General features: G+C 47.7%; 12 protein-coding genes. 1 reads left to right on the top strand and 11 read right to left on the bottom strand.

The annotated features are described in order from the left end of the window. Positions 1-168: 168 nt before the first annotated feature. Complete coding sequence (locus MHI15_RS15145) at positions 169-1083, top strand: ArsR/SmtB family transcription factor (RefSeq protein ID WP_076100540.1); 915 nt, start codon at positions 169-171, stop codon at positions 1081-1083. 49 nt (positions 1084-1132) lie between these two features. On the opposite strand, the gene MHI15_RS15150 is transcribed toward MHI15_RS15145, so the two are convergent. The 11 genes from MHI15_RS15150 to MHI15_RS15200 form a co-directional block, all read right to left on the bottom strand. After that, entirely contained in the window at positions 1133-1414 is a 282-nt protein-coding gene (locus tag MHI15_RS15150) for a DUF6171 family protein (RefSeq protein WP_076100542.1), read from the bottom strand. A gap of 12 nt (positions 1415-1426) precedes the next feature. Then, positions 1427-2923, bottom strand: a complete 1497-nt coding sequence (locus tag MHI15_RS15155) for an alpha-N-arabinofuranosidase (RefSeq protein ID WP_076126263.1) — start codon at positions 2921-2923, stop codon at positions 1427-1429. Between the two features lie 108 nt (positions 2924-3031). Further along, entirely contained in the window at positions 3032-3739 is a 708-nt protein-coding gene (locus MHI15_RS15160; RefSeq protein WP_076126261.1) for a DUF421 domain-containing protein, read from the bottom strand. Positions 3740-3901: 162 nt separating this feature from the next. Then, complete coding sequence (locus MHI15_RS15165) at positions 3902-11869, bottom strand: polysaccharide lyase family 8 super-sandwich domain-containing protein (RefSeq protein WP_341164563.1); 7968 nt, start codon at positions 11867-11869, stop codon at positions 3902-3904. 41 nt (positions 11870-11910) lie between these two features. Further along, positions 11911-13743, bottom strand: coding sequence for a glycoside hydrolase family 35 protein (locus MHI15_RS15170; protein ID WP_076126257.1), 1833 nt, complete (start codon positions 13741-13743; stop codon positions 11911-11913). Between the two features lie 25 nt (positions 13744-13768). Continuing rightward, a complete protein-coding gene (locus MHI15_RS15175; protein ID WP_256715778.1) occupies positions 13769-15043 on the bottom strand; it encodes an alpha-L-fucosidase in 1275 nt (424 codons plus the stop codon). A 115-nt stretch (positions 15044-15158) separates the two neighbouring features. Next, positions 15159-16556, bottom strand: a complete 1398-nt coding sequence (locus tag MHI15_RS15180) for an ABC transporter substrate-binding protein (RefSeq protein WP_076100552.1) — start codon at positions 16554-16556, stop codon at positions 15159-15161. Between the two features lie 141 nt (positions 16557-16697). Continuing rightward, positions 16698-17534: a carbohydrate ABC transporter permease gene (locus MHI15_RS15185; protein ID WP_036675652.1), complete on the bottom strand. Its 837-nt coding sequence runs from the start codon at positions 17532-17534 to the stop codon at positions 16698-16700. 15 nt (positions 17535-17549) lie between these two features. Then, a complete protein-coding gene (locus tag MHI15_RS15190; RefSeq protein WP_051490863.1) occupies positions 17550-18479 on the bottom strand; it encodes a carbohydrate ABC transporter permease in 930 nt (309 codons plus the stop codon). A gap of 169 nt (positions 18480-18648) precedes the next feature. Continuing rightward, positions 18649-20232: a response regulator transcription factor gene (locus tag MHI15_RS15195; protein WP_076126255.1), complete on the bottom strand. Its 1584-nt coding sequence runs from the start codon at positions 20230-20232 to the stop codon at positions 18649-18651. Further along, the gene (locus tag MHI15_RS15200) at positions 20232-21953 is read right to left on the bottom strand and encodes a sensor histidine kinase (RefSeq protein WP_076126253.1); all 1722 of its coding nucleotides are present in this window, start codon (positions 21951-21953) and stop codon (positions 20232-20234) included. The genes MHI15_RS15195 and MHI15_RS15200 overlap by 1 nt, the downstream gene beginning before the upstream one ends. Between the last annotated feature and the right edge of the window lie 8 nt (positions 21954-21961).

The raw sequence follows: 21961 nt of genomic DNA on the forward strand, positions 1-21961 counted from the left end.
CGGAGCCACAGGCTCCGTTCTTTTTTTAAAGTCCCATATTGTAAAAAAAGTATTTAACTAATATAATCATTAACTATACATCCGAAATAAACGTCGATTTTTATATTGTTATTAATAAATTTCTTAATCATCGGCGATTAGCCCATAAATTTTAATTGGAGGCCATTTATGAAACTTGACCTGTCGGAAGAATCCCTTCCCGTCTATGAAGCTTTAGCCAGCTCAGTACGCCTGCATATGTTGCGTTTGCTTGCCGAAAATCCTATGAATGTTAAGGAATTGGCCGCAGCAGTAAATTTGAGCAGCGCCATTATGACTATGCATGTGCGTAAGCTGGAAGCTGCCGGACTGATCCAGACGCATATGGCACCTGGTCGAAGTGGTCTGCAAAAGATCTGTACTCTTGCTGCTGAAGGAGCAGAAATCACATTCCCAGGCAGACAGATCAATGAGCGCAAAAGTTATCGCAAGGAAATTCCGGTTGGACATTACTCCGACTTCCTGATCGAGCCAACCTGTGGTCTTGCAACTACTGAGAAAGTGATCGGCAGTTTTGATGATCCCCGCTATTTCTGGGATCTTGAGCGTATGAATGCGGGGATTCTTTGGTTCGGCAAAGGATTTATCGAATATAAAATCCCTAATTTCCTCCTCTCCAGCCAGCATCCTGAGGAACTGATTATAACCATGGAAATTGCTTCCGAAGCACCTTCCATTAATAATAATTGGCCTTCGGATATCACATTCACTCTGAACGGAGTGAAGCTTGGATTCTGGACAAGTCCCGGTGACTACGGGGATAGCCGTGGTAAATATACACCGGCCTGGTGGCCAGCACTCACGAACCAATACGGCTTGCTCAAGCAGCTGCGCATTACAGCGAAAGGTACATTTATGGATGGTTTGAAGCTCTCAGAAGTTACCCTTGATCAAGTGAATATCCGTGACAAACAGTGGTCTTTCAAGCTTTCCGTAGATGAAGATGCCGAGCATATTGGCGGGATTACTCTTTTTGGCAAAGGTTTTGGAAATTATAATGAAGATCTAATCGTTGAGTTGTTCTATACGGATAACCAAGAATAAAGCCGCATTCACCTCCCATTGGAGAGTCGAATGCGGCTCTTATTTTAGCTTAATTCTTTTCGATAAAGGGACCCCACAAGCCACCCCCCGGCAATGGACAACTACGTTCCTTAAGCTTGGCTACTACGGGGATGATGCAGCCGCAAGCGACGCAAGTTACCCCTTCGTGCAGCTTAGGGCAAGTCCCACAAAGGGCAACCCGTTCAGCGTAAACTTCATCTGGAACACAAAACTCTGGCTTAAACATGGAAGAAGACAAGATACGATTAATCTGCGTTGGCGTAACTTTATAATCCTCTCTGCATCCCTTGCATGTTGATGTTGTTGACATGGTAACACCACCTTAAGCCTTCGGCGTAATCTCCAGCACAGTTACTGACATTGGAGGCAGTTCAACATTAAGAAGATCGCCCTCCAGAGTGAAGGCAGTGAAGGCTTGCGGCACTACCGCCTCCGGTTGGCTGAAGGTATTGTGAGCATCAATTTTATCACCGGCAAGTGTTGTGCCTGTCACTTCAACCTTCTTCCCGGAAAGACCACGAAGCTCAAGTGGAACAGCAGCAGAAGCAGCATGGTTCAAGTTGCAAAGACTGACATGGATGATTCCAGAAGCAGTTACGGAAGCCGAAGCAGATACTTCAGGAATCTCACGGCCTTCAAAGCTGTAAGTGCCACTTTCCAGTGCTAAATCCAGCAACTCCGCATCCTGATGGACTTTAAACATATTGAATACATGATACGTTGGGGTCAGCACCATCTTTTCCCCTTCGGTCAATATAACTGCCTGAAGTACGTTAATCGTCTGCGCAATATTTGCCATCCGTACCCGGTCACTATGTTTATGGAAAATATTCAAGGTCACGCCTGCTACAAGAGCATCCCGAATTGAATTTTGTTGATACAGGAATCCTGGATTCGTCCCCGGCTCTACATCATACCAAGTTCCCCACTCATCTACGATAAGACCTACTCTTTTATCCGGATCATATTGATCCATAATAACGCCATGTCTGGTGATCAGCTCATCCATGCGAAGGGCTTTCTCTAATGTACTAAACCATTCACTCGTTTCAAAGCCTGTAGCTGCGCCTTTATTCTCCCATGCTGGACCAGGAATTGTATAATAATGCAGGGTAATCGAGTCCATAAAGCGTGTTGCCTCACGCATCAGAACCTCCATCCAGTGATAATCATCCACGTTAGGACCACAAGCAATCCGGTGAATTCGATTGTCCCCGTAATTTCGTACATACGTCTGATATTGGCGATAAAGATCTGCATAATATTCTGGACGCATATTCCCGCCGCAGCCCCAGTTCTCATTCCCCACGCCAAAATAAGTCACAGCCCAAGGCTCTTGATGACCATTCTGCTGGCGAAGCTCGGACATTGGAGATACGCCTCCAAAGGTTAAATACTCCACCCATTCGGACATCTCTTGAACGGTACCACTGCCCACATTACCGTTAATGTAAGGCTCACATTCCAGCATCTCACATAATTCCATGAATTCATGCGTACCAAAATGGTTGTTCTCAACCGTTCCGCCCCAGTGAGTGTTAATCATACGTTTACGACCTTCACGGGCTCCGATACCATCTTTCCAGTGATATTCATCCGCGAAACAGCCACCTGGCCAGCGTAGTACAGGAATTTTAATTTCCTTAAGCGCTTTCACGACATCATTACGAATACCGTTGGTGTTAGGAATAGTTGAATCTTCTCCAACCCAAATCCCTTCATAAATGCAACGGCCAAGATGCTCAGAAAAATGTCCGTAAATATTTCTGTTAATCGTCCCTTTGCGAATGTCAGTATTAAGGATCGCACGTTCTGCCATGGTTAAATACCGCCTCTCAACGTTTATATTTTTATTAACTAATTAATAATTATATAAACATTATAAGACGCTGCTTAGGTATCCGTCAATCTCCAATATGAACAAAAGCTATTCTTTATCAATAGGTTTCTTTATCCCGTCTTCATAATAGTCAAAAATGAGCTGCTGCTGCGTTCCTCTTACCCCGTAAAACACATCAGAAATTTGTTTCCCCTTACGTCTTAACTCGTTCTCCAGCCACTCTTGGGTCAGGCCATTATCCTTAAGATTATCTGCGAGCATTATTCCATCCATAATCAATTCAACGGGAAAGCTCTGAGGAACGGACAACAGCTTTAGATCTTTTCGGGTAACATATTGGTACTCTTGTTTCTTTAATACAGACACCATTCCGTTATCTTCCAGCACAGCGTATTCTACTACCTCTAGATTAAAGATTTCCTTTTCTCTCAAGGCCTGATCCAAAGAATCCAACGAATACCTTACCTTTTTCATATTTTGCTCAAGAATTTTCCCATCCTCAATAAGTACAGTGGGTGAACCTGAAATCCAGCTTCTCATTTTACGACTTTTTAAAGCGATGATAGATAGTAAAAAAGATGTAACGGTTACGACTATAAGCGCCAGGATCATGTAGGAAGAATGCAGCTGTTTATTAAACGCCAAGTTCGCGGCTATTGAGCCCAATATAATACCCGTCACGAAATCGTGGAAGGTCAAGTTAGATAACGTTTGTTTTCCCAATATTTTGGCGATCAGCAAAAGCATGATCATAGCAACAAAGGCCCTAAGCACAATGTCCATATATACCTGCATCTCTAATGCTCCCTTCCTATTCAATCCTCCATTATTCACAAACCGAGTAGAAATGAAACCTCAACGAAAGCTCTGCCCATCCAAATCTGCCAATTTCTCTAAACGCCAAAAGGGCTCTGGAATGGTTCTACTGAACCTACCCAAAGCCCTGGCTTCAAATTCTTACTTTTCAGTCTTAATTGCTAAAAGATTGTATAGAACCATTGCGCTCTCAGCTCGAGTTGCTGAGCCTCCCGGAGCGAATTGCTGGTCACTTCGACCCTGGATAAGTCCAAGGGCTTGGGCAGCAATGATCGATTCACGGGCCCATGAGGCAGCCGCACGCAAGTCACCGAATTGGATTACAGGCTTCGGTTCCACCTTTTTCCCGCTGACATATTCGTAGGCTCGCATCACCATGACCGCCATCTCTTGGCGGGAAATAGGGGCTTCTGGAGCGAAGCGAGTCTCACTCACCCCATGGACTATTCCCGCCTCTACTGCCTGCGCCACTTCCTCCGCATACCACTCATCCGCAGATACATCCGCAAATGCTGTAGATGATTTCCCTTCAAGTCCTAGCAAGCGGATCAGCATAGCTGTAAATTCTGCACGGGTCACAGAGCGGTTCGGCTCGAAATTCCGAAGTCCGACTCCTTGAATCAGATGTTTGGCCGTTAGCTCTTGTACAACCGCCGCCGCCCAATGTCCAGAAGGAACATCGTCATACGATTTGTTGTATTCCAGCACGGCATATGTGCCTAAGTGTTCGGTGCGCAGAGCCACCTTGCCCTTCAGCCAGGAACCGCCCGCATACTCTATATTTCCGGAATCTGGAAAATAATAGCCGCCGAGCAAATTCCTTTTGGCCTCAGGGTAGGCGTTAAGCTCTAATGTAACGGGCTCAACAAATTTGGAAAGTATGCTTCTTGTACCGTCACCAGCAACAATATACAGGGTAAAGAGAAGGAACTCTCCTGCCTGGTTTAGCACTGCACCAGATTTCTTCTCTGCGCTAGCTAGTATTCTCTGCGCCGCTTCCCCATTCACCTCAGAAGCCTCCAGAAAGATCTGGCTGCCGGCCAATTGCTCCGCAGGAATCAAAACCCGCAATTGTTGAAGCACCGCTGCCGGAAGGGTCAGATTAAAGTTAGAAGCCTCTACCCGAAGCGGCTTCTGTTTGAGCATGTCTGCTGCCATCCCCGGCAATACTAGCATTCTCAATTTACCCTCGTAGACAATGGCTTCCGAAAGATCGTTCAACGAAGCTGCGTTTAGTTGCAGCCGCCCCGCCGTTACCTCCGGTACGGAAGGCACTTGTGGTTGCGGACTCGGAACAGTTGAAGTAGTCTCTTCCGCTTGTAGAATCTGAAGCCTCAGACTGCTCTGCCGTCCTCCGTAACTTGCAGTAATCACAGTCATGCCCGGATCAAGTGCTTGCAGCTGCCCCGTTGCCGTTACTGTGGCTACCTTCCTGTTACTGCTCTCGTAGATCACACCCTCGGTTACCGTAAGGTGGCTATCATCACTATATACCGCCGTTGTGACCACCTTACCGCTCTGCCCTATTTCCAAGGATGTCGGACCGCTTAACGAAATAGAGACGAGCTCCGGCAGTTGTCCATACACCTTTAATAAATAGGAAGCGGTCATGTTGTCATATACGGATGAAATAACCGAAACGCCCGGTCCTTTAGCTTCAATATGGCCATCTTTGCCTATACTTGCGACGTTAGGATCGCTGCTCTCATAGACTATACCTTCGGTTACTATATAACGGCTGCCATCGCTGTACACTACCGAAGTAACCGCCGTTCCGTTCTCCCCGACAGCCAGGCTTTCCGGGCCGCTAATTGCCGTTGAGACTCTTTCTGTAGGCTCCATGACTGTCACCTGAAGCTGTCGGAAAGGCTCTACATTTCCAGCCTTATCCACCGAACGATAATCGATCCCGAAGGTTCCGGGGTTCTCGATATATACGCTCTGAGTAACCGTACTCCATGAACCACCATTGAGCCGGTATTCTGTCCGCTTGACTCCCCAGCCGACAGCTCCCCCATTGGATTGGTCGGTGACATCAAAAGTGATATTGACTTTGCCCTTATATGCGCCCCCTTCTCCTGTTTCTCCAAGTATGGTAGCCTTCGTGACTGGAGGTGTTGTATCTTTCGGCAAAATTTCCAGATACGCGGCATATTTGCCATTCTCATTCTTACGGCTTCTTATGTCTGTGGCGAGATTATAGCCTACCTGCCTAAGAGCCAGACTTATCACCGGATCGGAAGGGAACTCCGTGCCAACCCATGAGGTAATATCGAACTGCCGCCACTGCTCCGGTCCGGAAAAAGTCTGCAGCGCAGCTTGAGTACCGATTTTTGGAGCATTATTGTAATTTAGCGTTGCCTCCGTCCAATCATCATCTTGGACTCCAAATACACCGATATCGGACAAAGTGCCTGCCCCGTCATTTGTCTTTCCGAACACATTCAGCTTCACAGAACCGACTTCACCGAGAAATGGACTCAGATCGAATTTTAGATAAACCCTTCTGTCTGTGTCCCCGCTGCCATTTCTGATCTGCAAGTAATTGACCGAACTATAATTGACTGCAGCTTTCGATCCTCCATTGACATACGCATCTTCAGAAACATACAGCTTCGTTATTGCCGCTTCGTCTGGTTCCGAATCGGAAGGCTCAGAAGGTTCGGCATTCGGATCAATTCTGAACTTGACAACATGGCTTTTTCCTTTGGACCCGCTGGTATGAATTGCGAGTTCAATCCTCGGCGAGGTCTGCAGTACCGTTACGGTTGGATCTTTCATCAGCTCTTCCAGCGCGATTCTGCCGACATCCACATTCACCACAGATTGAGACTGTGTCGGATCCGAAATGGCTATCGTCAGTTCATCTCCAGACTCCTTGATAATAATGGAGGCTGGATGATTGGCGCGCACGGATTCGATCATTCCCGGTACCCAGAAGTTCATAGCCGTAAGTCCCAGCTTCTGTTCCTTGACGGCTTGCACACTATCCGTGTTGGCTATAATTTCGATGTCAGGACTACTGCTGTAGCGCGCTGTCGCCGTTTCATCCTGATTCGGCAGAAGCACATACGAATACGATTGATTCACCGGATTCGTTCCCTGAGCAATCGACAGGCTGGCATAATTTCTCGTAATCGGCTCCGTTGATCCCCCTTGATTAATATCCTTCCATGCGCCAGTCCGAGACTCACGCAGACCGTCTATCGTTGGGGCATCAGGGAAATAATAACCGATTCCCGAGCCGGGAACATTGCCTTCCAGATGTGCCCAATGCACCTGATTCATTGACTCAGACCAACCCAGGGCGGATGGCTTGGCCTCTCCGTTGACCGTAAGTACATTGTCTCCGCTCGCCTTGAGCTTACGGTTATCTACGATGGTCTCCACCTTGCGGTTATCCGTGCTTGTAATGCCTGCCCCAAGTGCTACGATTTCATCATCGAACATGAACCAGGACTTTTTACCGGACAATGTGCTGTTATCCGGATCCAGATCCATGCCGGCCGCTCCATAAAGCCCGTCTATGGATGATCCTCCCACCCATGTTTTAGATGTAGTCTTGGCTGCACCGCGACTTGCCCCATCCGATGTAACCCCAGGCAGACGATAAGCGTTCACGGTCGGCCAGAATGCATCTGCATATTGATCCAGATCCTGATTATACAGATAGGTCATGCCTTCGCCTGTATACCAGCCCTTCAGATTCTCTGTGCCCGCTTCATAGTTGGCAATTCGGGCCGAAGACATGCTGATCCCAAAGGCATATCCAGGCCGATGGTGGACAATCCGGTCCATAGCCGAAAACTGCTTATGCACAGTAAGGTCTCCTGATGGCTGCACCTCTGGATCGTCCATAAGCGTCTGGAGCAGAACAATATCGGCTACTCTTAGACCGTCGTAATAACTTTCTACTACCGTATCGGCTTCGAACCAATACTTCACCATCGATTTAAATCGGGCCGCTTGCTCCGGTGGCGCGGAAGAAGCCAGCCGCAAAATATGCGACCAAGGCACGAGCTGCCGGTTTCCCCGGGCTATCGATCTACCGAACACCATATCCATCATTAATTTTCTGTAGACAAGAGGTTCATAAGAATCCGTTACCCAGTTGTATACATTCTTCATATTGGTATCAGTCAGCGGCCAAGAGGACCCTGTCAGCAAAGTCATCATTTTCATCATATCGCCAAGCAATACAGCCCCATAACTGCCGGTATAAGCAATATTATTATGCTGGATAAAGGAGCCGTCCTCATAAAATCCGTCTCCGCGGGTCACATAGGGTAATACTTGGCTAACTGCATCCCGCCCTTGTTTGATCTTCGCGCTGTCACGATTATGAATGCCCCTCAAGACCACTGCCAGTGCTTTATCCAGCCGATTCGCGCCGGTTTCCATCAACGAGGGTTGATTGGTCCGTTTGGTTGGGTCCGGGCAGAATTTATCAATGGCTTTGGTATATTTGGTAATCTGATCGGCTGACAAATACTCGAACATTAAGGCCATCGTATCTCCCAATGCAAGCGGAATGCCGATCTCCCATTCGAACCAATTGCCTTTCTCCAGTTTAGTTTCGTTATACCAATTCGCGTATAAGAAATCTAAACCATCCAGAATATCTGATTTCAACTGCATATTCTCGTACAATGGTGAGCCGGATGTCGAAAAGGCAATAGCCATATCCTTCAACCGGTTATAAGAGGCTGCCGTATCAAAAGCATCCGCTGTGCTGCCCGGCTTATCGCTCCATAAATAAGTACGGTTCATTTGCTTGTTCATCGTATCCCAGAATCCAGTTCGCTCCTGATTACTGATCTTATCGGATAAAGTCTTTATAGACTTGGCAATGTCCGGGTTATTCGGGTCGAAGGATTGCCCTCCGGTCAAATACTCCACCCATCTTCCACGAAGCTCGTCATATTCGTCTTTTGGAGTCTCTCCTTCAGTAATATTAAATTTTAATACATGCGTTGCCCCTATAGAATTCTTCACATCCACCGTTATAACTGTATTTCCCGAAGCTTGCACTACATCCGTCTTGCTATCTTTGCTGAGCAGTGTCAACCCCGGTATATCCAGTTCCAGGGACAATAGGTTTTGCGACTGAGTAGGATCAGACACCGAAACGACAAGCTCCTGATCGATCTGCCGAATCATCACGGAAGCTGGATTGAGTGCCTTGATGGAATCTACCGTTCCTGGATTCCAGAAATTAGCGGCGGTTATGCCCAGCTTCTTCTCTCTGACCGCATGCACATCCTTGCTGTTGCTCAGCACTTCGATGTCCGGGTTGCCACTATAGTCTTCAGTACCGGCAATGTCACGATTAGGCAACAGAACATAGGAGTATGAGCCATTCGTAGGCGTATCTCCATGCTCAACTGCCAGGCTTAAATAGTTGCGCGTAATGGGAACATCGGATTGAGTGGCATTAATCTCTTTCCAACTGCCGGTTCTGGCTTCACGTTGCGCCAGTATACTTGGAGCTTCAGGGAAATAGTAGCCCACGTCGGCACCTGGCACATTACCCTCCAGATGGGCCCATTGAACGTTCTTTAACGTCGCTGACCATCCGGACTGTGACGGTTCTACAGCTCCGTTGATTAGAAGTTTGTTGTTTCCCACTTCGTTTAGCATGCGGTTATCGATAATCGTCTCAACAGACTGCGGGCCGGCAGTTGATTTGGAAATTCCCGAACCAAGCGCCACAATCTCATCATCGAACATAAACCAGGATTTCTTGCCTTGCAAATCGCTACCGGTCACTTGGGAGAGTGAGAAATCCATACCTGCTGCACCGTATAGGCCTTCCATCGACGATCCACCCACCCAGGTTTTCGGATTCATGTAACTTTTCCATTCCACAGGCACCATTCCCTGCCCCGATCCATCCGTTGTCGTGCCAGACAAGCGGTAGGAATTGACGGTAGGCCAGAAGTCATTCCGGTATTGGGTCAGATCCTGATTGTATAAATAGGTCATCCCAATTCCCGTATACCATCCTTTCAGGTTCTCGTTGTTCCCTTTCTCAAACGCCGAGATGCGATTCGAGAACAGACTCAAGCCGAAGCCGTAACCTTCGCGTAGATGAACCACCCGGTCCATGCCGGCGAATACCTGATTCTTAATGAGAGCTCCTCTTGGATTGATCTTTCCGTCATTCATCAGCTTTTTCACAATCGTTATATCGGCAAGCGACAACCCTTCATAATAATTGCCGGATGTCATATTCGCTGAAATCCATTCCTTCGCCGCTTGCTTTATGGATACTGCAATATTCTCCGGAGCAGTTTCAGCCATCCGCAGCAAGGTGACAATTAACCCTCTTGCGCTGCCGCTTCCTTTTCTAGATATACCTCTGCCATTTACCGAATCCATAAATTGACCGTTGTAGATCACCGGCTCGTAAGTCTGAGCCACCCATTCGTAAATGTTCAGAACATTCGGGTCCGTTATTGGCCATGGAGAATCGGTCAGCAGATAAGACATATCCGCCGTCCCTTTGAGCCAGACCGAACCATATCCTCCCGTATAGGCAATATTATTATGCTGAACGAGGGAACCATCCTTATACACACCGTCACCATGGGTCGTGTACACATACTCGGAGCCAATGGAATCACGGCCCTGAATGATCTTTGCACTGTTGTTGCCAATCACGCCTCTTACCGTGACCACAAGCGCTTTATCTAGTAGATTTGCTCCCGTCATCTTCGTACCCTTAACGCCAAGCACCGACCCTACTTTGGGGTCTGGACAGAAGGCATCAATAGCCGCAAGATACTGATTGATTTGCTGCGGTGTTAGATGGTCATACATGAGCACCATAAGATCATTCACAATCTGCGGCGTGCCAATCTCCCAGTCCCACCAGTTCCCATAAGCGCTTTTGCTCGGATTATAGCGGTTTGTATACATCCAATTGATTGCGCTTACAATATCATTCACCAAAACGCTGTTGCCGTAAAGCTCCGATCCCTCCACAGAATAGGCCAATGCCATAGTCTTCAAGCGATTGTAAGCGCTTGTAATAAACTGCGAATCTGTAGTGCTCGCGGTATCACTCCACAAGGAGGTGCGGCCGGAGGATTTATCCATACTCTCCCAAAGTACAGCAGCCGATGCAGCCTGAGCGCTAATACTAGCAGCTATATCAGGATCACTCCCATCGTATTGACCACCACTTAATCGGTCGTACCATTTCAGCCTCAGTTTATTGTAGGCCTGTATCGTGTCGGGAGCTTCGACAGTAACCAGACATTCGGCTGCAAGGCTACCATCCGGTGTGGCGATCTTGATGGTCGAAGAACCGATCCCCGTACCCATTACATTACCAAGTGCGTCCACAGTCGCAGCTTCTGGATTGCTCGAAGTCCACACTACCGTTTTATCCACCGCCGTTATAGGGGATAAAGTGGGCAGAAGTGCAACCGTGTCCCCTTTGACCATAGAAAAGGCCGTACGGTCTAGCGCAATTCCTGTAAGACCCGCATATTCCTCCAATGCGATATCATCTATCCATAGCTTTCCTTTTCCAGTCTCCAAAAAAGGCTCGATGACTAGCTTCGTCGCGTTAGCCGGCATAGTTAGAAGTACTTGCTGCATACTCCAGTCCTGTGTGCCTGTTATTTTGGGAGAGGAAGGTCCATCTCCCACTTTGGCAGTATTGTAATACTGTGTTCTAAAGTAGGCTCCCTGTCCAGTGACGTTGTCCGTCTTTAGCCAGACTTTAAGTCTGTAGGATTTACCGGGGATAACCGAAGTTACCCCCTGATTGATGGAAATCCTGCTTGTGGCAAAGGCATCGAACAGCATGGACCGGGTTCCTTCATGCGCAGTGCCAGCGTCTATCTTGATATTCGCTGTTTTATTCGTGCCTTTCCCGCTACCTGTAGGGACCCATAAGCTCCAGCCCACCGGAGCAGCGTCTGTAACCCCTGTCCAGGTTGAGTCAAGGGCTGTCGTTGTATTCTCAAAGCTTCCGTTAAGCATAAGATTTGATGCAGCCGCAGATGCCCTGCTATGCGAGGGATAAAGAACTCCCCCACAGGAAGAAAAAAGATCAACAATGAGAACTAATACTAAAAATAGACTTGGTTTACGCATTTGTTCACCCCAATCTTAGAATTGGTTAAAGCTAAAGGCATCTACAAGTTATCATCCTGCACAAAATTCAACACGGCGTCATCGACGGCCGAAGTTCTTCCCAGATCAGGAAGGTTCACAAGCTCAATCTCGCAAGTCTCCGCACAACCATGCAGCTCCAAAAGAACCAGCTCATTGCTCCCCTTGCGCAAGAGTGGACCAGGGATATATAGCGCCCGCTGCGGTCCAACGTTCCAGTAACGGCCCAGATTAAATCCGTTAATCCAGGCGACCCCTTTATTCCATCCATCGAATCGTAGAAAGGTATCGCCAATCTCCTCCGCCTCGAAGCTGCCCCGGTAGAATCCGGGCAGACCCGAAAGGGTCGCAGCTTGCTGCTTCTCCACCGGGTGCTTCTTGTACGCTAGTGAAGCCAGCTGTTCCTGTTCCAACGGCAAAGTACGAATCGTCCAGTTATATTGCAGCTGGTTATCAATCCGAACCCCGTCCAGAATCCCTTTCGGATCGCGAATGAGCGGCCCGTAATTGATTCGTCCCATGTTCTCGACGAGGATATCCAGCTGTGCTCCCCCAGCGGGGATGGAAAGTTCCAGTGGCAGCGGATTCCAGCGCTCAATCACCCCAAGCACCTGTCCATCCAGGAAGACCTGCGCCCGATCGCGCACGCCCTCGATGTAAAGCTTCTGTCTAGAGCGCGGCCCTTTCACATAAGTGCTGTACAATATAAAACCATAGGATTGTCCGAGCTTCTCCATCGGCTGTACACACACGCTGTTCACCGTCTCTGATAACTTCTCCAGATTGGAAGCCGTGAATAGTTCCGCTCTTTCCGTCAAAGCGACTTTCCCGTAAGAAATCTTCGGAATCGGCTCAGGGAATGGACAAGTCGGGGCAAATCCATGGTTGCTGAGTACCGACCGGACAGCTTCAAATTTCGCCGTCGTATCTCCCCATTCCGTGAGCGGGGCATCATAGTCATAGCTTGTAGTCGTTGGCTCGTAGGTGACGATATGATTCGCACCATTATAGAAACCAAAATTGGTTCCACCATGGAACATGTACATATTAAATGAGGAGCCCTGGGTCAGAATCTCATCCAGAACACCTGCTACATCCCCGGCATCGCGTACATGATGATCCTCCATCCAGTGATCAAACCAGCCGTTCCAGTATTCCATCACCATAAGCGGCTCTTCAGAGCGGTATTCCCGATATTTGCGGAAGGATTCCTCTGTACTGGAGCCGAAATTGACTGTCGCATGCACATCCTCCAGTGTTCCGCCGAGCAACATCTCATCGGTTGGCCCGTCGGAAGTAAAGAGCAGCACATCGATCCCTCTGCTGACCAGTCCATCACGCATATAGCCCAGGTAGCCACTGTCATTACCATAGCTGCCATATTCATTTTCTACCTGAACGGCCAGAATTGGTCCGCCATGTGTGGAGAGCAGCGGAACCAGCCGAGGAATTAGCTCATCGTAATAACGGTCTACCTTGCTTAAATAAAGAGGGTCACAGCAGCGAAGCTGGAGTTCCCCGTAAGCTAGCAACCAGCCCGGCAGGCCTCCGAACTCCCACTCCGCACAGATGAATGGACTCGGTCTGACAATAACATGAAGCCCAAGCTCCCCAGCCAGCTCGATAAAAGATACCACATCGGCCATGCCATCAAATACGAACTCCCCTTCTTTAGGTTCATGTATATTCCAGGCGATGTAGGTCTCCACGGTATTGAATCCGCAGGCTTTCAATTTCAGCAGCCGGTCTTTCCAATATTCAGGCACGACCCGAAAATAATGAATGGCTCCCGATACGATACGATAAGGCTGTCCGTCCAGCAAATAGTGTCCGTTGTTCCAGGTGAGCAGGTTCATTATCGACAACCTCCTTTATTAACATTTATTGTAACGATTCCCCGCAGTGGTAGACGGCAAGCCGTCTGATCTTGGGGCTTGCGGCAGCTTCTGACACCCGTAAGCGGATTTTCTCTGCGACAACCGGAGGGAAGGCGTCGATTTTCTTATGGCCAATCGAACTGCCACGCTTCAACTCCAGCCACGCTCCGTTGCTGTACGCTTCCAGCATATATCCTTCTACTCTTTCGCCGTAAGCGATATCCTCCATAATCTCGACATGATCAATCACAGTAGCTGCTGGCAATTCCAGTTCAACAATATCTCCAGTACCTGCTGTTACCGCCAGAGCCTTGTCAAATCTGCGTCTTATCTCCTTGCCGAATTCCAGCAGCCGCTGCACATCAGCCTCCGGAAACAGCCCGCGGTTGTCAGGGGCTACATTGAGCAGCAAAGTTGCCCCATGTCCAACCGAACGATAATAAATATCCATTAGCTGCTCCAGAGACAGCAGCAGATGCTCCTCCTCAGGATGCCAGAACCAGCGGTCTTTACGGATGGGCACATCGCATTCCGCAGGCACCCAGCTCGGCGTTCCGGGTAGCCAGTTCAATGAAGCTTCACTGAACATGCTACCCCGCGCAGAATTCGCAGTGTTCCAGCATGGATAAGGAGCAACGCCATCCTCATTGCCAACCCAGCGGATCGTTGGTGCCCCCATATTAAACACCATGGCGCCTGGCTGATGGCGCTTGATCAGATCCATAATCCGCTGCCAATCGTAATTGCGGCCCTCCGACCCTGCGCCGTCGAACCAAATTTCCGTAAGCGGACCATAGCCCGTAAGCAATTCCTGCAATTGCAGGGCATAGAAATCATCGTACGCTTGCGGATCTGCATAACAGGGCTCATGTCTGTCCCACGGAGACAAATAAATGCCGAAGCCAACTCCAAGTTCACGGCAAGCCTCCGCGCATTCCTTGACGACATCGCCGCGCCCTTCTTTCCATGGGCTAGAAGCCACAGAATAAGTACTTGTCGCAGTCGGCCACAAGCAGAAGCCATCATGATGTTTAGCTGTCAGTATAAAATAACGGAATCCAGCTTCTTTGGCTGTACTAACCCATTGGTGGGCATCCAAATGAAGCGGATTGAAGACCGCAGGTGAATCATTGCCTTCTCCCCACTCCTGATCGCAAAACGTATTGATGCCAAAATGGCAAAACATCCCCAGCTCCAGGTCCTGCCACTCCAGCTGTTCCCTAGAAGGCAGCGCCAGTTGCTCTTCCGGCTTGTTCTGTGAAAATCTGCTTTCCATCATTTCTACACTCTCCCATATGTTTGTGTAGGCCCAATATATAAATAAGGCTTTGGAAAGCCAGTTGATGACCTTCCAAAGCCCCGTCCACAACTTGTGATACTTGCTTATTCCCTATTTATTTGATAACACCTTTTTCGTTGATAATTTTTGTTGCTTCATCAACCATCCATTGCTGCACCTTATCAATCGATTCATTTCCAAGCATAAATCTGCTGAAGCCGTCATCGATTATTTTGGTCAATTCGGACGTTGCCGTCGTCATCACCTGCGCACCATCAAGGAACTGGATTGCACTGTCAAAGAGTGTATATTTGAGTGAATCCATATCATACATATCCTCTTTACCAGCTACCAGTTTGGTCAGCAAGGCTTCATTATCCGCTTTTTTATAACCGGAGAATTCCAGTCTGTTATCACTAACAGCCGTTGACATAAATCTCATCAGTTGGAAAGACGCCTCTTTGTTCTTCGAAGTAGCGCCCATCGCCAGCATATTGCCGCTGGTGAAGTATTTGCCCTCGTATTCTTTCGGTTCCGATCCTGCCGGAGGCACCGGTACCGGAGCAAAAGCTGTCTTGAAATCATGCGGATACTGCTCTGTATTGCCCGGATCAGCAATCGTCCAGTTACCAGCCAGAATCATAGCGGCTTCTTCATTAAAGAATTCCGTGCGGTAATTGAGCTTAGCCGCTAAAGCGTCTGCATAAGTTTTCGCAGATTTATCAGCAGACTCCATATCTTTGCGCAGCTGGAAGAAGTATTTATAGGTTGGATCCGCGAAAATGGTCGTCCCGTCATCATACACGAATGGATCTTTCATCATCGTTTGGGCCGGTGCGTTCATATACAACTCCCAGGTGTGGAAGTATGTGCCGTAACGTTTGTCTACGCCTTCACCTTTGGTCAGTTTTTTGGCATAGTCGCGGTAGTCATCCCATGTCCAGCCAAAAGTAGGTACAGGCAGACCCGCTTCATCCAGTGCATCTTTGTTCAGCATTACATAGTTGCTGCTCTTGGTATATTGCATCCCATAATAGTTGTTGTCTACCTTAGCATTCACATAATATTCATCCTCAGGAACGAGGTTATCCTTCTCATAGAATTCGTTCAGCGGGGCAAGCGCTCCCCGGGTCGCCCGTTCAAGTACGCCTCCAAGGCTTGGTACCTGAACAACGTCAATCGCTTCGCCGGATGAAATCAGGAAGTCGAGTTTCTTCAGCATCTCCACAGAATCACCGGGAACGAGTGTCACATGCTCTACCTTGATATTTGGGTTCTGATCCATAAATTCCTGCAGCATGGCATCCGTGCCTGCTGATTGGGCTTCATTGTCCCAGTTGTAATATTTGATGGCGACTTGCTTGTCCACCTTGGTGTTCCCGGCATTCGTACTGGCTTCAGCACCGCCATTCTTCTCTGAATTTCCGGAATTTCCACAGGCGCTTAACGTTAAGGAAACCGCCAGCATGGAGCCTAGTACAACGGATAATCTTTTTTTGCCCTTTGTTTTCATTTTACTTCCCCCCGCACTGAAATTTAAGTATAGTGCCTTGTTCATTTCTTATTATAGGCACCCGCTGTACAAGCCAAGTGCACAATTTTGCTGTAGTAGGATCACATTTTTGACTTTTACCCTCTTTTGCATACCCGCAAGTCAGCCCTTTACGCCTCCCAAGGAGATTCCGTTAATGACTTGCTTTTGCAGGGCAATGAACACGATGACCAATGGGATGATCGCCGAAACGGCTGCCGTCATCATAATCGCATAGTTGTTCGAATAATCATCCCGGAACAGTGTCATACCGAGTGGGATAGTGTACAGATTCTTGTTTAGCAAGAAGATCAGCGGATTCTGGTAGTCATTCCAGGTCCAGATAAATTTGATGATCGCCACGGTAGCGAGCACCGGCTTGCAGAGCGGAACAATGATAGACCAGAATATCCGCAAATGGCCTGCACCATCAATTCGCGCCGCTTCAATATATTCGTCGCTGATACCAATCATAAATTGCCGCAGCAAGAACGTGAAGTAGATGGAGAACATACTCATTAATACGATAGCAGCATGAGTATCATAGAGGCCGAACCAACGAATCAGCAGAAAACGCGGAATCAGCGTGGCCTGGTCAGGAATAATCATGAATGACAGCAGCGCCAGAAAGACCATATTCCGTCCTTTAAACTTGATTTTGGTCAAGGCATACGCCGACATAGATGAAATGATCAGTGTGATGCAGGTTGTAATAATCGCAACTTTAAAGGAGTTTAAATAGAAATGGGAGAAAGGTACCCGTCCCATCCAAACCATCTTGAAATTATACGCTACATTGATCTTCTCGGGAATCCATTGGATCGGGAAGCGCATTACATCTTTTTCATATTTGAAGGCTGCGGAAATCATCCAGATCAGCGGAATAAGAAATACAATGGACAAAGCCCCCATGATGCAGGTAGTGATCACTCTGGACATATTTTTTCTAATCAGTTGCATGTTAATCTCCCCCCTTTATTCTTCATTTCTCATTTTCCAAGTGGCTGCGGTAATCAAGCCGATGACAGCGAATAGCAGCCAGGAAATTGCAGAAGCGTAGCCCATGTTGTAGTATTTGAACCCTTCCTCATAGATCCTGAACACAAGCACGGTAGAAGAATTATTCGGGCCACCTTCGGTCAAAAAGGCGATGATGTCGAACACCTTAAACGAGCCAATCAGCATGGTAATAAGCAGGAAAAATGTGGTCGGACGCAGCATCGGAACTGTGATGGCAAAGAATTTTTTCAACGCGCTGGCGCCATCTATTTCGGCGGCTTCGTAGATTTCATCGGAAATATTCGTCAAGCCAGCCATATAGATAATTATGGTGTAGCCAAGACTCGCCCAAGAACTGATAATAGCAATGGATAACAGTGAGGTCTTTGGATCAACTAGCCATTTCGGAGGGCTGGAGATTCCAAACTCCATCAGCAACTGATTGATTGGTCCAAGAGACGGATGGAACAATGCACTCCATACGGCAGCTATCGCAATAATCGAAGAAATATAAGGAATAAAGAAAGCCACTTTAAAATAATTTTTGAGGAACACACTGTTTTGAATCAATGCCGCGAGCACCAGCGCAATCGCAATCGGGATCGGCACGGTCATAATCATATAAAAAGCATTGTTCTTCAAAGCTTGAATGATACTCGGATCATGGAACATTTTGATATAGTTATCCAATCCGATGAACTCGATTCCTTTGACTCCCGACAATAGATCCCATTTCGAGAAGCTCAAATAAAGTGAGAATCCAAGCGCAAATACATTAAGAAAAAGCATCCCGACAATTTCCGGTGCCAAAAACAGCCACCCGGTTAAAGCCTCTTTCCGTTGCGGAGTCCAGAATTTCCGCTTCTCTTGCAGAATTTTTGGCACAGGTTGTTTTGCAGCCTCCACGTTGTATCACCTCGACAATTTGATTTGTCATTATAGTAATACATCCGCCTTCCGCAAGAAGGAGTGATTATGACCCGGAATGTGCAAGATTTTGACCTTTGTACGCCGACAACAAAAAACCGCCCTAGAGGGGCGGCGAGTCTGTTCATATCATTAACAATTGTGCTTCTCAGCGTACCGAATGTTTGGATTTATATTCGCTTGGCGTTGTTCCTACATATTTTTTGAACACTTTTGAAAAATAGGTTCTGTCCGAATATCCCAGGCCGACGGCCAGCGACTCCAGGTTCTGGCTGGAGATTTTCAGCATTTTGGTAGCGACCTTCATCTTGTGCTGATGCACATAGTCCGTAAAGGTCAGGCCAGTCATGCGCTTGAAATAACGCGAAAAATAGCTTGGATCCAGAAACAGATAACGTGCCATATCAATTGAAGTGATATTATCGCCTAGATGCTGGTCGATATACTGCTGGATAAGCTGCAGCTTGGGCTCCTGCGGAGAAGCTCCTGCCACCTGCTGCTTGCTGCCTGTAATCTGTACAAGCTTTCTCTCCACCAGTTCCATCGTATCTTCAAGTGTGCGGGTCTGCACGAGATAGACGAACAGATCCTCATCGAACATCAGGCTCGTAAACATTAACTCGATGCCGCGGAGCATAAAGGATAAATCCCGGGCGAAATCGCCAGGATGAATAGACATAACTTTTGCAGTCCTAGCGATTTCCTGTAGAGTGCCACGGATGGCTTCAAGGTCTTTTTTAATCACGGCCCGTTCCATCTGCGGGATATAGCTGTCCAGAAATCCTTGGGGAGCAGGCTGGAAACGTGGAGAAGCGATTTGCAAAGTATCCAGAACCGTGTAATCCGCACTTGCATAAAACTCGCATTTGTCCTGAACAATCTGCCGATGGATCTGGCCAATCGCCTGTAGCTCCATTTTCTCTGTGACGGCAATAATGCCCGGTTGAATCTTAAGAAGATGGGAGCATTCAGAACACAGCCGCTGTAAATAATCGTGAAAATGAAGACTGGCATTCTGCGCCAGATTCACACGGTAATTATATAAAATCACAATATTCTTTTGCTCCAAGAAAGGCGTAACCCCTTCACACGTTTCGGACAGTTCCAAGGCTATATTGTAAATAGCATATAGAATAAGTGGATACTCACTCTGCTTGTATCGCTTGTCGAAACTGGAAAAATGAATACTGACCGTGCCCAGCATAAACCACGGATACGTCCAGGATATGCCGATTTGCGCCGCATAGGCCAGTGTGGTTTCAGGCGGAGCACCGCCAATCACCCTTTGCAGCAGGTTCTGCCGGAAGAGCTGGCTGTTGTAGCCTGTCTCCCCATGGCTGATCAACCCAATCTTCGACTTAAGCAAGTGTACGGACTTGGCAAGGCTTTTCTCCAGTTGCTCTTCTGTAAGCTGGTCCTTGATTAAATAATCATCCACTTTCAGCTTTACCGCTTGCTGAGCATAATGGAAATCCTCATGACAGGTCAGGAAAATAATTCTGACCTCCGGCTTCATGCGGGTGAAGCAATCGGCTAGCTCAATGCCGTTCTTTTGCGGCAAACCAATATCCGTGATCACAATGTCAGGCTGCACTTCCTCAAACATTAATAACGCCTTGGCACTGGAATAGGTGCTGCCGACAATCTGCAAGCTATGTGCCTCCCAGTCAATCATCTGCTGAAGCACTTTGAGCATAGGAACATCATCGTCTATGAGCATCACTTTATACATCAATATCCCTCTCTCTCTGACAGATTAACCTGATGATTGCCTTGCGGCAAATACAGAGAAACGGACACCCCACCCTGCGGCAGATTATGCAGCGACAAGCGGGTATCCTGACCATAGGTCAGCCTCAGCCTTTGAACCACGTTCATTAACCCGACCCTTTGATAAGCTTCATCCTGTTCATCGTCCTTATACAGTAACCTGCGGTTCAGGCCCGCCAGAACTTCAGCCCCTGCACCGCAGCCATTATCTTCAACTTCAATCATGATCCCATCAGGGACCGTTCGCGAGCGAACGACAATACGCGGTGCCGGGTGGTCAACCAATCCGTGAACGATTGCATTTTCTACAAGGGGCTGCAAAATTAGCTTAGGGACGATAAGCTTCTCTGTATCCTTTTCCAGATCGACCTCCAGTTCAAGAGGGATTTCGTTACGGATCTTCATAATATCGATATAATGGCCAAGCAGTTTGCATTCTTCCCGCAAGGTAGCCGGTTCATTGACCTTCAAATAAGCCCGGAGCAGACTCATTAATGAATCGATGATCCCGCTATGCAGCTTATCTTTGGCCAAAATAAGGCTACATTTAATCGAATTCAACGTATTGATCAAAAAATGGGGGCGAATCTGCATAAACAGCGCCTCCAGCTCCATCACCCGCTTCTGTTCCTGCTCCAGCTCGATGTCGTGAATCAGTCCTTGCAGCTGGTCCAGCATAGTATTCAACGTCTGCCCCAGCTCAGCGATTTCATCCTTGCCCTTGACCTCCAGCCTGACATCAAGATTCCCCATCCCGAACTGGCGCACAACGCGCTGCAGCTTCATGATCGGACTATGCAATCTTTTGGCAATCAGCATGGAGGTAGCCGAAAAGACAATAAATAAGAGGAGTACCAAGCCAATGCCACTATAAAACGTCCGCGAGATCTGGCCCGACCATTCTTTCTCCGAAGCTTCATAGATCAGCTGCCAATTGGATTTGTCGATAGCTCTGGCTGTACGAACGCTTCCTCTCGCTTCCTTGCCTTCTGGAGCCAATTCTGAGTTCCCAGCGATCAAGCCTCCTCCAGAATCAAATAATGCAACCTTGCCAAATTCGACGGGTCCGAGCAATTTATTGAAATAGGATTCAGGAATTGAGATCAGCAGCACGGACACCTGCCGTTTCTCCCGGCTGTCATAGATTACTCTGGCAATATAATAGCTGCTGCTTTTACCGGAACCGCTGTCAGCCATCCCAAGCCATTGCAAGGTCTCCGGTTCGTGGATATTGACACGGCTCATCAGCTTGTCCAGGTTAGCATTGATTACAGATAAATTCTCCGTCCCAGAGGAGATCACAAAGTGTTTCCGGTTGACCAAATACATGCGAATATTATTATTCAACGGCTTAGAGTTGATGAGCGAAAACACATCTTGAATTTGCGTGAAATGTACATAATCCTGATAGCTATTTAGCCGCTCAGTATCCGCAAATGACTTCAGATTAGCGCGGAAATTGGTATCGTTTACAATAAAATGGGAAGCGAACGTCACATCATCAATAGTTTTATTTAGTTCGTCAATCATAACGTTCAGGAAGTTATCGTTGCTGAGCTGCAGCTTCTCTACCATCGTATCCCGGATGAGCACGAAGGAGATGATCGATACTGCAATCAGCGGGATAAAAATCAGCAAAAGAAATGAAACCTGGATACGTCTATAGTAAGTGAATTTGAACATGTTTTCTC

Origin of the sequence: Paenibacillus sp. FSL H7-0918, assembly GCF_038007025.1 — a bacterium.
GTDB lineage: Bacteria > Bacillota > Bacilli > Paenibacillales > Paenibacillaceae > Paenibacillus_AQ > Paenibacillus_AQ odorifer.

Excerpts from the sequence above, each read along its gene's own strand:
- MHI15_RS15145 (WP_076100540.1), top strand. The coding sequence starts at position 169 with ATGAAACTTGACCTGTCGGAAGAATCCCTTCCCGTCTATGAAGCTTTA.
- MHI15_RS15150 (WP_076100542.1), bottom strand. The coding sequence starts at position 1,414 with ATGTCAACAACATCAACATGCAAGGGATGCAGAGAGGATTATAAAGTT.
- MHI15_RS15155 (WP_076126263.1), bottom strand. The coding sequence starts at position 2,923 with ATGGCAGAACGTGCGATCCTTAATACTGACATTCGCAAAGGGACGATT.
- MHI15_RS15160 (WP_076126261.1), bottom strand. The coding sequence starts at position 3,739 with ATGCAGGTATATATGGACATTGTGCTTAGGGCCTTTGTTGCTATGATC.
- MHI15_RS15165 (WP_341164563.1), bottom strand. The coding sequence starts at position 11,869 with ATGCGTAAACCAAGTCTATTTTTAGTATTAGTTCTCATTGTTGATCTT.
- MHI15_RS15170 (WP_076126257.1), bottom strand. The coding sequence starts at position 13,743 with ATGAACCTGCTCACCTGGAACAACGGACACTATTTGCTGGACGGACAG.
- MHI15_RS15175 (WP_256715778.1), bottom strand. The coding sequence starts at position 15,043 with ATGATGGAAAGCAGATTTTCACAGAACAAGCCGGAAGAGCAACTGGCG.
- MHI15_RS15180 (WP_076100552.1), bottom strand. The coding sequence starts at position 16,556 with ATGAAAACAAAGGGCAAAAAAAGATTATCCGTTGTACTAGGCTCCATG.
- MHI15_RS15185 (WP_036675652.1), bottom strand. The coding sequence starts at position 17,534 with ATGCAACTGATTAGAAAAAATATGTCCAGAGTGATCACTACCTGCATC.
- MHI15_RS15195 (WP_076126255.1), bottom strand. The coding sequence starts at position 20,232 with ATGTATAAAGTGATGCTCATAGACGATGATGTTCCTATGCTCAAAGTG.
- MHI15_RS15200 (WP_076126253.1), bottom strand. The coding sequence starts at position 21,953 with ATGTTCAAATTCACTTACTATAGACGTATCCAGGTTTCATTTCTTTTG.